Annotated in this window: 14 protein-coding genes; 5 read left to right on the top strand and 9 right to left on the bottom strand. The window is 71.2% G+C overall.

Annotated features, from left to right (window positions below; all coding sequences use genetic code 11):
* Positions 1–155: 155 nt before the first annotated feature.
* Complete coding sequence (locus tag AC1DX8_RS18175; protein WP_477631356.1) at positions 156–917, bottom strand: isoprenyl transferase; 762 nt, start codon at positions 915–917, stop codon at positions 156–158.
* A 51-nt stretch (positions 918–968) separates the two neighbouring features.
* Here AC1DX8_RS18175 and AC1DX8_RS18170 point away from each other — a divergent pair, with 51 nt between their 5' ends.
* The gene (locus AC1DX8_RS18170; RefSeq protein ID WP_477631355.1) at positions 969–1,775 is read left to right on the top strand and encodes a thioesterase family protein; all 807 of its coding nucleotides are present in this window, start codon (positions 969–971) and stop codon (positions 1,773–1,775) included.
* Between the two features lie 134 nt (positions 1,776–1,909).
* Positions 1,910–2,608, top strand: coding sequence for a PAQR family membrane homeostasis protein TrhA (gene trhA, locus AC1DX8_RS18165; RefSeq protein WP_477631354.1), 699 nt, complete (start codon positions 1,910–1,912; stop codon positions 2,606–2,608).
* Here the strand turns inward: trhA and AC1DX8_RS18160 are convergent.
* Both AC1DX8_RS18160 and mca read right to left on the bottom strand, forming a co-directional pair.
* Complete coding sequence (locus AC1DX8_RS18160; RefSeq protein WP_477631353.1) at positions 2,584–2,829, bottom strand: hypothetical protein; 246 nt, start codon at positions 2,827–2,829, stop codon at positions 2,584–2,586. The genes trhA and AC1DX8_RS18160 overlap by 25 nt on opposite strands.
* A complete protein-coding gene (mca, locus tag AC1DX8_RS18155; protein ID WP_477631352.1) occupies positions 2,826–3,761 on the bottom strand; it encodes a mycothiol conjugate amidase Mca in 936 nt (311 codons plus the stop codon). Before mca ends, AC1DX8_RS18160 begins: the two co-directional genes overlap by 4 nt.
* A 95-nt stretch (positions 3,762–3,856) precedes the next feature.
* Here mca and AC1DX8_RS18150 point away from each other — a divergent pair, with 95 nt between their 5' ends.
* Positions 3,857–4,240, top strand: a complete 384-nt coding sequence (locus tag AC1DX8_RS18150; protein WP_477631351.1) for a DUF4307 domain-containing protein — start codon at positions 3,857–3,859, stop codon at positions 4,238–4,240.
* A 25-nt stretch (positions 4,241–4,265) separates the two neighbouring features.
* On the opposite strand, the gene AC1DX8_RS18145 is transcribed toward AC1DX8_RS18150, so the two are convergent.
* Positions 4,266–4,730, bottom strand: coding sequence for a hypothetical protein (locus AC1DX8_RS18145; protein WP_477631350.1), 465 nt, complete (start codon positions 4,728–4,730; stop codon positions 4,266–4,268).
* Positions 4,731–5,103: 373 nt separating this feature from the next.
* Between AC1DX8_RS18145 and greA the strand changes: the two genes are divergently transcribed.
* A complete protein-coding gene (greA, locus tag AC1DX8_RS18140) occupies positions 5,104–5,598 on the top strand; it encodes a transcription elongation factor GreA (RefSeq protein ID WP_477631349.1) in 495 nt (164 codons plus the stop codon).
* A gap of 114 nt (positions 5,599–5,712) precedes the next feature.
* Here the strand turns inward: greA and ilvA are convergent, their stop codons facing one another.
* Genes ilvA through AC1DX8_RS18125 form a run of 3 tightly spaced genes read right to left on the bottom strand, consistent with a single transcriptional unit; the run spans position 5,713 to position 8,833 of the window.
* A complete protein-coding gene (ilvA, locus tag AC1DX8_RS18135) occupies positions 5,713–6,939 on the bottom strand; it encodes a threonine ammonia-lyase (RefSeq protein WP_477631348.1) in 1,227 nt (408 codons plus the stop codon).
* A 47-nt stretch (positions 6,940–6,986) separates the two neighbouring features.
* Positions 6,987–7,844 (bottom strand): ABC transporter permease, encoded by an 858-nt coding sequence (locus tag AC1DX8_RS18130; protein ID WP_477631347.1) that lies wholly within the window; start codon positions 7,842–7,844, stop codon positions 6,987–6,989.
* Positions 7,841–8,833: an ATP-binding cassette domain-containing protein gene (locus AC1DX8_RS18125; protein ID WP_477631346.1), complete on the bottom strand. Its 993-nt coding sequence runs from the start codon at positions 8,831–8,833 to the stop codon at positions 7,841–7,843. Before AC1DX8_RS18125 ends, AC1DX8_RS18130 begins: the two co-directional genes overlap by 4 nt.
* Positions 8,834–9,201: 368 nt before the next feature.
* Here AC1DX8_RS18125 and AC1DX8_RS18120 point away from each other — a divergent pair, with 368 nt between their 5' ends.
* Complete coding sequence (locus AC1DX8_RS18120; RefSeq protein WP_477631345.1) at positions 9,202–10,572, top strand: ferredoxin reductase family protein; 1,371 nt, start codon at positions 9,202–9,204, stop codon at positions 10,570–10,572.
* 4 nt (positions 10,573–10,576) lie between these two features.
* Here AC1DX8_RS18120 and AC1DX8_RS18115 read toward each other — a convergent pair whose 3' ends face one another.
* Positions 10,577–11,941, bottom strand: a complete 1,365-nt coding sequence (locus tag AC1DX8_RS18115) for a glutamate mutase L (RefSeq protein ID WP_477631344.1) — start codon at positions 11,939–11,941, stop codon at positions 10,577–10,579.
* Between the two features lie 15 nt (positions 11,942–11,956).
* Positions 11,957–13,162, bottom strand: coding sequence for a cystathionine gamma-synthase (locus AC1DX8_RS18110; RefSeq protein WP_477631343.1), 1,206 nt, complete (start codon positions 13,160–13,162; stop codon positions 11,957–11,959).
* Positions 13,163–13,181: the final 19 nt, after the last annotated feature.

The raw sequence follows: 13,181 nt of genomic DNA, 5'->3' as shown, positions 1-13,181 counted from the left end.
CAGAGTTAACCCGTTGGCCCGATGCGCCACTCAGACGTTGGTATGCCGCGTGCCCCGGTTCGCTGCCGACTTCGGGCCACCCGTGCGGCACGACCCGCTGCCAAGGGCCCGCGCGTGCGGCACGGGTGGCCAGAAGTCGCGGTGACTCGCGGTGACTAGCTGCCGAACCTGCGGTTGCGCTCGGCGTAGGCGCGCAGCGCGCGGAGGAAGTCGACGTGCCGGAAGTCGGGCCAGTAGGCCTCGCAGAAGTAGAACTCGCTGTGCGCGCTCTGCCAGAGCAGGAACCCCGACAACCGCTGTTCCCCCGACGTGCGGATCACGAGATCTGGGTCGGGCTGGCCCTTGGTGTAGAGGTGCTCGGCGATGTGCTCCACCTGGAGGGTCTCGGCCAGCTCCTCGATGGTCGTGCCGTTCGCGGCGTGTGACATCAGCATCGACCGGACGGCATCGGTGATCTCCTGGCGTCCGCCATAGCCGACCGCGACGTTGACCGTCATCCCCTGGACGCCCTCGGTGAGGTCGGCGGCCTCCTTGAGCCGTCGGGCGGTCTCGGCCGGCAGCAGGTCGAGCGACCCGACCGGGTTGATCACCCAGCGCTTGGTCTGGGCCAGGTCGCTGACCGCGGTCTCGATGATGGACAGGAGGGGGACCACCTCGGCGGCCGGCCGGTTGAGGTTGTCGGTGGAGAGCAGCCACAGGGTGACGACCTCGACCCGCGCCTCCTCGCACCAGTCCAGGAACCCCGCGATGTTGTCGGCGCCGGCCTGGTGGCCTTCCTTGGTCCCGTGCCCGCGGGCCTTGGCCCAGCGGCGGTTGCCGTCCAGCATCACGCCGACGTGTCGCGGGAGGGTCTCCTTGGAGAGGCGACGGCTGAGCCGCCGCTCGTAGGCGGCATACAGGAGGTCGGACAGCGCCACGGCTACCACGCTACCCCCGTCGGGTGGGTGCGGTCCGGCAGGATGGCGACCATGTCGCGCTCCCCCGACGCCTTCTACGTGCTCGACGACACCGCGGCCGGGGCGAGCACCATGAGCTCCACCGGCCACACCGCCGGGCCGTGGTCGCCGGACGCCCAGCACGGCGGCCCACCGATGGCCCTGATGGCCCGCGAGGTGCACCGGCTCGGCGACGGCAGCCGCGTGGTCGCCCGACTCACGTGCGACCTGCTCGGGCCGGTGCCGGTGGGCCGCCTGCGTGTCGAGGCGCGGGTGGCGAGGCCGGGTCGCAGTGTCGAGCTCGTCGAGTGCGAGCTCACCGACATCGGCTCCGGGCGCGTCACGGCGCGGGCCAGCGCCTGGCTGGTGCCCCGCGTGGACTCCGGCCCGGTCGCGGGGCTCCCGACGCCGCCCCCAGGCCATCGCCAGGGACACGAGCGGACGGTGCCACAGGGCTGGCACCCGGGCTACCTCGACGCGATCGAGTGGTCGTGGGTGGCGGGGTCGCTCGAGGAGACCGGCCCGGCGACGGTCTGGATGCGGCCCCGCGTCAGGCTCGTGGAGGGCGAACCGATGGCGCCCCTCGAGCGGCTGATGACCTGCGTCGACTCGGCGTCGGGCGCGAGCGCGGCCCTCGCCATCAGGGACTGGCAGTTCATGAACACCGAGCTCACCGCCCACCTCGTCCGTGAGCCCACCGGCGAGTGGGTGGGGCTGCGCGCGGTGACGACGCTCGGGGGTGGCGCCGCCGGCCTGGCCCAGGCCGAAGTGTTCGACGAGGGCGGGTTCGTGGGTCGGACCGCCCAGGCGCTGCTGGTCCGTCCGACGCCCAGTGGGTGACGGCCGGTGACGGCCGGTGACGGACGGTGACGGCCGTGACCCCTGGTGCGGCTGTCCGGGTTCCCGGCCGTCGTGAGGCGATCCTCACAGCCTACGCTCAAGTAACCTACGCAACCGTAGGTTACAGTGGTGCCATGACCACAGCACCCGATCCCCGTCCGACGCAGGGACCCCTCGAGTCTGTCGTTTCGGCCATGAAGCCCCACCTGCGCGGCTGGCTGCACGCGGGCATGGTCCCGCTCGCCCTCGCGGCAGGCATCGTCCTGATCGCGCTGGCCCCCACCACGTCGTCGCGGATCGCGGCCACCGTCTTCAGCATCACCGCCTGGCTGCTCTTCGGCACGTCCGCCGTGTATCACCGCGGCAACTGGTCGCCCCGGGTGGCCGGGATCCTGAAGCGGATGGACCACTCCAACATCTTCCTCATCATCGCCGGCACCTACACGCCCTTCGCCCTGCTGCTGCCGAAGCACGACGCCCGCACGATGCTGCTCATCGTCTGGATCGGCGCGATCGCCGGCGTGCTCTTCCGCGTGTTCTGGGTCAGCGCGCCGCGCTGGCTCTACACCCCGGTCTACGTCGCCCTCGGCTGGGTCGCGGTGTTCTACCTCGGCCCGTTGCTCAAGTTCGGCGGACCCGTCATCGTCACCCTGATCGCCGTGGGCGGCCTGCTCTACACCGTGGGCGCCCTGGTCTACGGCATCAAGCGCCCGAACCCCTCCCCGCGCTGGTTCGGGTTCCACGAGATCTTCCACACCCTGACGGTCGCGGCCTTCACGGTGCACTACATCGCGGCGTCGATGTCGGTCTACGGAGCCGGGTCGCCGTCCTGAGGCTTCGCCTCACCCTGCTCGTCCCGCGGACCATCGCGCTCGGCGTCACCCCGGGCGGTCAGCTCCTCGGCCTCCCGCTGGCGTTCCTCGGCGCGGTAGGACATCCGACGCATCCGTGCGTTCATGTTGCGCATCAAGAGGTAGAGCGCCAGGGCCAGCACGAAGAATGCCACGAAGCCCCAGAGCCCGGGCGAGACCATCGCCGAGGGCGCGCCGTTCACGCCTTCGCCTCCTTGCGTCCGTCGTAGGCGATCGCCAGGTCACGACTGGTGGCCAGCTCGTCGCCGGTCGCCGCGTCGGGGATGCCGGCGAACAGGTCGTCCTCCACGGGTTCGACGGGCACGTACGACAGCGCCGCCTCGAAGTCCTCGGTCGGCCAGACGCTGACCTGCATCTCGCGCGGCACCTGGAACCACGCGCCGTCCGGGTCGATCTGGGTGGCGTGGGCGAGCAGGGCCTGGTCACGCTGGTCGAAGAAGTCGGCGCAGTGCACGCGGGTGGTGATCGTGCGGGCCGCGGCCGGGTCCCAGTCCTTCAGCCAGTCGGCATACGGGCTCTCGACGCCCTGCGCGAGCAGCGCCTCGTGGAACGCGGCGTACTTCGCCCGGTTGTGCGAGTTGTAGTAGATCTTCAGCGGCTGCCACGGCTCACCCGCATGGGGGTATGCCGCGGCGTCACCCGCCGCCGCGAAAGCGGCCATCGACACGGTGTGGGTCATGATGTGGTCGGGGTGGGGGTAGCCACCGTTCTCGTCATAGGTCGTCATGACATGGGGACGAAAGCGCCGGATCTCGCGGACCAGCGCCTCGGTCGTGACCTCGATCGGCTCGAGGGCGAAGCAGCCCTCGGGCAGCGGGGGCAGCGGGTCGCCCTCCGGCAGCCCCGAGTCGACGAACCCCAGCCAGGTGTGGTCGACGCCGAGGATCTCCTGGGCGCGCTTCATCTCCTCGCGTCGCACCTGCGCCAGGTCACGCTCGATGTGGGGGTCACCCTTGAGCCGCGGGTTGAGCACGTCTCCGCGCTCGCCACCCGTGCACGAGACGACGAGCACGTCGTAGCCCGTGCCGGCGTACTTCGCCATCGTCGCCGCGCCCTTGCTCGACTCGTCGTCGGGGTGCGCGTGCACCGCCATGAGCCGCAACCGGTCAGCCACCTGCACAACCTCACTCGTCCATCGTCGACAATCATTGTCCAGAGTCGTCAGACACTCGGACCGCCAGCCATCCTCTCACCCGCAGAAGGTCACTCATGCCGCTCCCCCGTCCCGCCCCCGGCACCGGCCGCTGGTGGGTCATCGGCACGATCGGCTGCACGATCGGGATCGCGCTGGCGGTGTGGCTCGGGCTGGCCAACAGCCTGGGCGCGATCACCTGGACCGACACCGACTACAAGGTGATCGACGACACCAGCGTCCAGGTCGGCTTCGACGTCCACCGCTCCCCGGACCAGGCCGTGACCTGCACGGTGCAGGCGCAGGACACCGCGCACGGCGTCGTCGGGCTGCTGCAGGTCACCGTGCCGCCATCGGCCGAGCGCTCAGTGCACCAGCAGGTCGTCGTCCGCACTGCCTCCCGCGCGGTCGGTGGAAGCGTGCGCAGCTGCGCCGCCGCGTCGACCCCTGGTTCGAGGTGAAACCCGACCGGAATCCGGTCGGGTTTCACCTCGAACGGGAGGGGGTGACGGCCACCGCGCGCCGGATGGCCAGCACGCCGACCGTGCTCGTGACGGCCAGCAGGAAGTACTGGTAGGCCGCCAGCGCAGGGGTCAGCTCGTCGTTGCCGAGGCCTCCGTCGAAGAACCCGGACACGACGCTGACGAGGCAGGCAGCCGCCAGCAGCCCGGCGGCCACCAGCGCAGCCCGGCCGGCGCGGCGGGTGGCCAGCCAGACCAGCAGGAGCTGCGCCGCGATCATCGGCACCGGGGCAGCCAGCAGGGCCTCGGGACCCCAGGCCTCCCCCCAGGTGTTCACGCCGGCCCGGACCGCGAGCACGCCGCCCACGACGTCGGTGGCAACCAGCACGCCCATCGCGAGCCGGAGCGCTCCGGTCGCGCTGCGGTCGGTCACCGCAAGGGCCGTGGGCGTCGAGGCACCGGTGGGGCGGTCAGGGGTGGTGGCGGACATGCTGGGCTCTCCTCGGGTGGTCGTGTGGGCTCCCGCGCCCTGGGGTGGCCGTCTGGGCCGCCAGGCGCTCGGGTGGTCGTGTGGGTCGAGGATGCCTCCCCCGACTTGGGACTGACTTGGGGCGTCGAGGCACCCCGCGTCAGCCGGCCACGCGGCATACCTGAGGGGTGGTCCAGGTGCTCGCAGCGGCGTTCTCCCAAGGCCCAAGGGGACCCCGAGGCGCTGCGGGAGGTAGGCTTGTCCTTTCACCGAGCGGTCTGGACCAGCCACTGCGACGTCACACGCGGACGTGGTCGGGGTCCGGGCCGCTGCGCGTACCACCCTCTCCGAGACGCAGCCGCGTCCGACGGGGACCCGAGCAAGGAGTATCACCGTGAGCGAGACCGCGACCCCCACCGCGAGCTACCTGACCCAGGAGGCCTTCGACCGTCTGAAGGCCGAGCTGGACCAGCTCTCCGGCGAAGGCCGTACGGAGATCGCCAAGAAGATCGAGGCGGCCCGCGACGAAGGCGACCTCAAGGAGAACGGCGGCTACCACGCAGCCAAGGAGGAGCAGGGCAAGATGGAGGCCCGCATCCGCCAGCTGACGCAGCTGCTCGAGAACGCCACCGTGGGCGCCAAGCCCGCGGACGACGGCATCGTCGAGCCCGGCATGGTCGTCACCGTCGACATGTTCGGCGACGACGTGACGTTCCTCCTCGGCTCCCGTGAGATCGCCGGCGACAGCGAGATCGACGTCTACAGCGAGAAGTCCCCGCTCGGCGCCGCGATCAACGGCAAGAAGATCGGCGACAAGGCCTCCTACAAGGCTCCGAACGGCAAGACCATCGAGGTGTCCGTGAAGGCCGCCACGCCGCACGGCGGCTGAGCGACCAGCACCACGACAAGGGCCGCCCCTCGGGGCGGCCCTTTGTCGTCTGGGTCGGCCGAGCGTGCCCCGTGACCGAGCGGCGGGCGGCAGGGCGCGTCGGCGGTATGCCGGTCAGCCGAACTTGAGCTGGTAGCCCTTGGCTCGCAGGGTCCGCAGGACCTCTTCGCAGTGCTGCTTGCCGCGCGTCTCCAGCTGGAGCCCGATCTCGACCTCGTCCACGGTGATCGTCGTGCCGGTGCGGATGTGCTCGACCTCCAACACGTTGGCATCGACGGCCGCGCAGTCGGCGAGCAGCCGGGCCAGGTGGCCGGGGCGGTCGGAGATCCGCACCCGGAACTGCAGGTAGCGTCCGGCCGCCGCCATGCCGTGCCGGATGATGCGCAGCAGCAGGAGGGGGTCGATGTTGCCGCCGGAGAGCACCGCGACGACGGGGCCGTCGAGCTGTTGCTGGCCGGCTCGCTCGAGCAGGTGGGCCACCGCTGCTGCGCCAGCCGGCTCGACGACGAGCTTGGCGCGTTCGAGCACGAAGAGCAGCGCCCGGGACAGCTCCTCCTCGCTGACCGTCTCGATCGCGTCGACCAGGTCGCGCACCAGCGCGTAGGGCACGTCGCCGGGCATCCCGACGGCGATGCCGTCGGCCATGGTCTGCATGTTCTCGAACGCGACCGGCTTGCCCGCCGCCAGCGACAACGGGTAGGCCGCGGCCTGCTCGGCCTGCACGCCGATGATCCGCACGTCAGGCCGCGCCGCGCGGACGGCCACGGCGATGCCGGCGAGGAGCCCGCCTCCGCCGGTGCTGACCACGATGGTCCTGACGTCCGGGCACTGGTCGAGGATCTCGAGACCGGCAGTCCCCTGCCCCGCGACGATGTCGCGGTGGTCGAACGGGTGGATGAGGACGGCGCCGTTGCTCGACTCCCACTCGCGGGCCTTGACCAGGCACTCATCGATGGTTGTCCCGACCTGTTCGATGGTCGCGCCGTAGGCCTGCGTCGCCAGCAGCTTGGGCATCGGGGCGCCAAACGGCATGTAGACCTTGACGTCGATCCCGAGCAGCTGACCGGCCAGCGCCACCCCTTGGGCGTGGTTGCCGGCGCTCGCCGCGACGACACCACGGGCCTTCTCCTCGTCGGAGAGGCGAGCCATGCGGGTGTAGGCGCCACGGATCTTGAACGAGCCCGCCCGCTGGAGGTTCTCGCACTTGAGGAACACCTCGGCACCGACCCGGTCGGTCAGGGCCCGGCTGTACTCCAAGGGGGTGGGACGGACGACACCGCTGAGCAGCTCCTGCGCAGCGCGCACGTCGGCGAGGGTGACAGACAGCGTCGGTGATGCCATGGCCGGAAGGCTAGTCCCTCCGGACGAGCCCCGGAGACGCCCCTGCCCTACCCCTCGGTGCGTCTGGCGAACGCCCGGATCGCCAGCGGGGCCACGACCAGCGTGAGGCCGAGCGTCCAGATCAGGGTCGTGATGATCGGGTGGTGGAGCGGCAGCTGCGCGTCCGCCGGCACGGGCAGGTCGTTGCCCCACAGCTGGCGGACTGCCTGCACGAGCGACGAGATGGGGTTCCACTCGGCGATGACCCGCAGCACGTGCGGCATGCGGTCGGTGGGGGCGAACGTGTTGGCCAGGAACGTGATCGGGAACATGGTCGTGAACATCAAGCCGTTGACGGCCTCCACCGAGCGCATCGCCGACCCCACGAGGATGCCGATCCAGATCATCGCGAAGCCCCACAGCAGGAGCAGGGCGTACGCCAGCACCGCCTCGGCGAAGCTGCCCCGGATGCGCCAGCCCACGAACAGTCCGGTCACCGACATGACGAGGATGCCGATGCTGGAGTGCATGAGGCTGGAGATGCTGCGGCCCACGAGCACAGCCGAGGGGTTGATCGGCAGCGACCGCATGCGGTCGACGATGCCCTTGTCGATGTCGGCCGTCAGCCCCACCGCGACGATGAAGGACGCGAAGGCGATGGTCTGCCCCATGATCCCGCCCATGAGCCACTCGCGGTAACCCGCCGGTGAGCCCTTGACGGCGATCGACCCGCCGAAGACGTAGGCGAAGAGCAGCACGAACATCACCGGCTGGATGGTGACGTCCATCAGCATCTCGGGCATCCGCTTGATGTGGATGAGGTTGCGCCGGGTGATGGCCAGCGACTGACGCAGCAGACCGGTCGGCTTGATCTCGGGTCGGGCGATCCCGCTGGCCGACCGCCGGGTCGTGGTGTCGGTGGTCATGACGCCTGCTCCTGCTCGGTCTCGGTGGCGGTGCTGGTGTTGCCGGGGTGGTCCTCGGCGCGGTGGCCGGTCAGGTGGAGGAACACGTCGTCGAGGCTCGGGCGCTTGAGCCCGAGGTCGTCGAGCTCGATGGCGCTGTCCTCGAAGACCGCCGCGATGCGGGTCATGTCACGCAAGCCCTCGGCCGGCGCCGTCAACTGGCGCGCCGCCTCGTCGACGTGCACCTCGGAGACCCGCTGGCGGAGCATGTCGGCTGCGGTCTGCAGGTCCTCGGCCCGCGACACGGTCAGCACCAGGCTGGCCTTGCCGCTGCGGTCCTTGAGCTCGAGCGGGGTCCCCTCGGCGATGATCTGGCCGCGGTCGATCACGACGATGCGGTCGGCGAGCTGGTCGGCCTCCTCGAGGTACTGGGTCGTGAGGAGCAACGTCGTGCCGTCCTTGACCAGGCCACGCAGCACCTCCCACAGCTCCACGCGACTGCGCGGGTCGAGACCGGTGGTCGGCTCGTCGAGGAACAGCACGGGCGGGGTGGCGATGAGGCTGACCGCGAGGTCGAGCCGGCGGCGCATGCCACCGGAGTAGGTCTTCACGGTGCGGTCGGCGGCCTCGGTGAGGGAGAACCGCTCCAGCAGGTCTGCCCCGGCGGCCTTCACGTACCTGCTGGACAGGCCGTAGAGCGACCCGATGAGCCGGAGGTTCTCCCGCCCGGTGAGCAGCTCGTCCACGGTGGCGGCCTGACCCGTCAGTCCCATCGACCTGCGCACGGCGTCGGGCTCGCGCAGGACGTCGTGCCCGGCCACCCGGGCGGTGCCGCTCGTCGGCTTGGCCAGGGTGGTCATCATCCGCACCGTCGTGGTCTTGCCGGCGCCGTTGGGGCCCAGCAGGCCCAGGACCGACCCCTCGGGCACGGAGAAGCTGACATCGTCGACCGCGAGCTGGTCACCGAACTTCTTGACGAGGTGCTCGGCTTCGATCGCGAGGGAGGTCATGCCTCGAACCTAGGTCGCCGGCCGGTCGCCGATCCATCCATTTTCGCCACTTCCAATCACGTTATATCGCGTCTGCCAGAACACGTTGTATCGCGTTTCGCCCGGGCAGCACAAGCCCTCGGGGTCAGGGGCGACCGACGAGGCAGAACGGGTGGCCGGCGGGGTCGAGGTGCAGCTGCTGCGGGTCGAGGACCACCAGGTCGAGCCTGGGCTTCGGGACGGCGTCGTCACTCATGACCCACGCTACGGTCGACCACCGACAGCCGCACCGACCCCGCCTTGAGGCCTGCTTAGGGTCGCCTTGAGGTCACGACCGCCCGGGCGGTCCTACAGTCCCTGTCGTCGCCCCCCACGACCAAGGAGCCCGCGTGGCCTTCCCGATCCGGGGCCGACGTCCCGGAGCCTGGAGGGGTGGAGCCACTCGACGCCGGCTCGCCCCCACGGTGTGGTTGCTCGTCATCGCCGCCGCGCTGGTCGTCCCGTGGTGGATCCTGCTGACCATCCAACGCGCCGAGGAGCAGGGCGCTTGGCGGGTGCTCTCCCTGGCGACGGCTCTCGCGGCAACCTCGCTGCTGGCCGCCGCCTTCGTGCTGCCCTCGCGGTTGCGTTCGCTCACGTCGCACCTGGGGGTCGAGCGACTCCTGCGGCAACACCGTGCGCTCGCCGTGATCGCGGTGGGTCTCGTCGCAGCCCATGTCCTCTTCGTCCTGGCCCACTCCGAGAAGGGGGTCGGGGTGTTCGACCTCCGCACCGCCCCTCCCCGGGTGTGGGCCGCCAGCGTCTCGACGCTTGCCCTGCTCGCGCTGGTCGGCCTCGCCATCAGTCGCCGGAACCGCGGCCCACGCTACGAGGGCTGGCGACTCGTGCACGTCCTGCTCGCCAACACGGTTGTGTTGGCGACGACCTTGCACGTGGTGTGGCTGCACGACCTGACCCGCCACGACCTGGGCCGGCTCTGGTTCGAGGGTCTGGGCGCCGTCGTGCTCGCCGTCATCGTCTACCGGTGGGTGTGGCGCCCGCTGCGGGCCCAGCGGAACGCGTACGTCGTGGACCAGGTCATCGACGGGCCCGGCGCCACCTCGGTCGTGCTGCACGCCTCGGGACACACCGGTGTGCCCTTCCGCCCCGGTCAGTTCGCGTGGCTCAAGATCGGCGCGTCGCCCTTCGTCTTCGAAGAGCACCCGTTCACCATCGCCTCGGCAGCCACCGAGCCGTGGCGCAAGGAGTTCGCGATCAAGCCCCTGGGCGACTTCACCGAGATCCTCGCCGGCTTGCGACCCGGTCGCCGGGTCTACCTCGACGGCCCCCACGGCTCGTTCACGCTCGACGGCCTGCGCTCGTCGTCCTTCGTGTTCATCGCCGGTGGGGTCGGGGTCACCCCGATGCTGAGCATGCTCCGGACCCTGGCCGACCGCGGCGACCCGCGCAGGGCCGTGCTCATCGTCGCCGGACGCACCGCGGACGACCTGCTCCACCGCGCCGACCACGAGCACCTCGAGGCGCGGCTCGACCTGCACGTGGTCGAGATCCTCGAGGAGCCCCCGCAGGACTGGCAGGGCGAGGTGGGATGGCTGACCCAGGCGGTCCTCGAGGCGGCGATCCCCCAGCACCGTTCCCCCGGAAGGGTCGACTTCTTCATCTGCGGCCCGGCGCCCATGGTGGCCGCGTCGGTCCACATCCTCGACGGGCTGGGGATCGCCCCACGCCGGGTCCACACCGAGCTCTTCGACGTGGTCTGAGCCCTCAGGCCCGGTCGAGGGACCGGTCGGGGGACCGCTCGGGGGCCTGGTCGACGGACGGGTCGCCGACCACCGTGCGGGCCAACGCCCGCGCCACGTCGGGATGCGCGTCCCGCAGCAGCCCCACCGCGAACAGCAGGTATGCCGTGTCCGTCACCAGTGCGCCGTCACGGGGGACCTTCCAGCCACCGGCGTGGTCGGTCGCGACTGCGCGGAGCACCTCGTCTCGGCCCGGGACGCTCGCGTGGCGCAGCACCCCGCCCGAGCCCACCACGACCTGCACGTCGGCCAGCGGCCTCGCCCCGGCCCCCGGCGCGGGCGGGCGCGCGTGCCGACGGACGGCCACGACGGCGGCGGCCCGCGCCAGCGCGAGGTCGAACCCCCACTCGGCCTCGTCGACCGGGAGGTGACCGGTGTCGCGGACGACGCGGGCGGCATACGCGGCAGTGCCGTCCGGAAGGGGCACGTGCTCACGGCCGGCCGCCTCGACGATCCCCTCGGCGTTCCAGCGCATGCCGAGGTCGGCCTCGACGGTGCGCGCGTGCCACAGGGGCGCCACGACGTCCTTGGCCAGGCCGGAGTCCTCGCCCTGGGGTCGCAGCGCCGAGTAGACGTCGGTCGTCGCCCCGCCGATGTCGACCACCATCACATCGCCGTCGAGGTGCTCGGCCAGCACGGCCACCCCGTCGAGCACTGCATCGGGGGTCGGCGCCTGCACCATGGCACCGAACTCCGGCCCCCGGGAGAGTCCCTTGCCACCGATCACGTGCTCGAGGAAGACACGGCGGATGGCGGCCCGCGCCGACTCGGGGGCGATCACCCCGATCGACGGCAGGACGTTGTCGGCGACGGTGAACGACCGCCCGGTGGCGGCCAGGGCCGCGGTCGCCCCCGCGCGTGCGTCGAGGTTTCCGGCGACCACCACGGGCGCGCCGATGCGGGCCTTCGCGAGGCGAGCTGCGTTGTGCAGCAACACGTCTGCGTTCCCGCCATCGGTGCCGCCCACGAGGAGCACGAGGTCGGGCCGACTGTCGCGCAGGGCCTTCACGTCAGCACCGGAGAGCGGCCCGGAGGTCACGTGGGCGACCCGCGCGCCGGCACTGAGGCCGACCCGGAAGCCGGCCTGGGCCGTGACGTCGCGCTCGTAGCCGACGACCGCGAGCCGCAGCCCTCCGCCGGCGCTGGAGCAGGCCAGCACCTCGTCGACCGCACCGTGGTGGCGCAGCTCGTCACGCAGCGCGTGGTAGCCGTCGAGGACGTCGGTGGTGACGGTGGTCGGTGTGGAGGCCGTCGCCACCACCGCGCCATCGCCGTCGACGAGCACCGCCTTGGTGAAGGTCGACCCGAAGTCGACGCAGAGCAGCCGCACCTGGGGTCGCTCGGCTCAGCCGAGCCGGTCGAGGGCCTGCGCGAGGTCGGCGATGAGGTCCTCGACGTCCTCGATGCCGACGGACAGGCGGATGAGGTCAGCGGGCACCTCGAGCTCCGTGCCGGCGACCGAGGCGTGGGTCATCCGCGCGGGGTGTTCGATGAGCGACTCCACGCCACCGAGCGACTCCCCGAGGGTCCAGAGCTGCGTCTCGCCGCACACCTTGACCGCGACGTCCTCGCCGGCGCGCACCTGGAACGAGATCATCCCGCCGAACCGCTTCATCTGGCGCTTGGCGACCGCGTGGCCGGGGTGGCTCTCCAGCCCGGGGTAGTGCACGGCGCTGACGGCCGGGTGTGCCGTGAGGAACTCGACCACCCGCTCGGCGTTGTCGCTGTGCTTCTCCATGCGCAGGGCCAGGGTCTTCAGCCCGCGCAGGACCAGCCAGGCGTCCATCGGCCCGGCGACCGCACCCATCGAGTTCTGGTGGAAGGCAACACGATCCACGGCGTCCTCGAAGCCCGGCACGGTGATGTCGTGGCCCACGACGACGGCCCCGCCGACGACGTCGGAGTGGCCACCGCAGTACTTCGTCGTCGAGTGCGTGACGATGTCGGCGCCGAGGGCGAGGGGCTGCTGGAGGTACGGCGAAGCGAAGGTGTTGTCGACGACGAGCAGCGCGCCCGCCTCGTGCGCCAGCTCGGACAGCGCGGCGATGTCGGCGATCCCGAGCAGCGGGTTGGTCGGCGTCTCGACCCACAGGATCTTGGTGCTGCCGGGGCGGATCGCGGCCCGCACGGCGTCGAGGTCGCCCATCGGTGCGATGGTGTGCTCCACGCCCCAGGTGGTCAGCACCTTGTTGAACAGCCGGTAGGTGCCGCCATACGCGTCGCTGGGGACCACCACGTGGTCACCCGGCGCCAGCAGCGCCCGGAGCACGGTGTCCTGACCGGCCAGGCCCGACGAGAACGCGAACCCGCGCGCGCCACCCTCGAGGGCAGCGAAGCACTCCTCCAGCGCGGTGCGGGTCGGGTTGGCCGAGCGGCTGTACTCGTAGCCACCGCGGAAGCCGCCGATGCCGTCCTGCTTGTAGGTGGACACCTGGAAGATGGGGGTGATCACGGCCCCGGTGCCCGCGTCGGGCTCCTGCCCCGCGTGGATCGCACGCGTCGAGAAGCCAGGTGTGGACAGGCCCGGGTCGCTGCTGTGCTGGTCGCTCATGGCGGCAAGGCTAGCCCCC

The organism is Pedococcus sp. P2_A3 (assembly GCF_056405035.1).
Note: the sequence above shows the minus strand (reverse complement) of the source record. Positions and strands in the feature narration are given on the sequence as shown.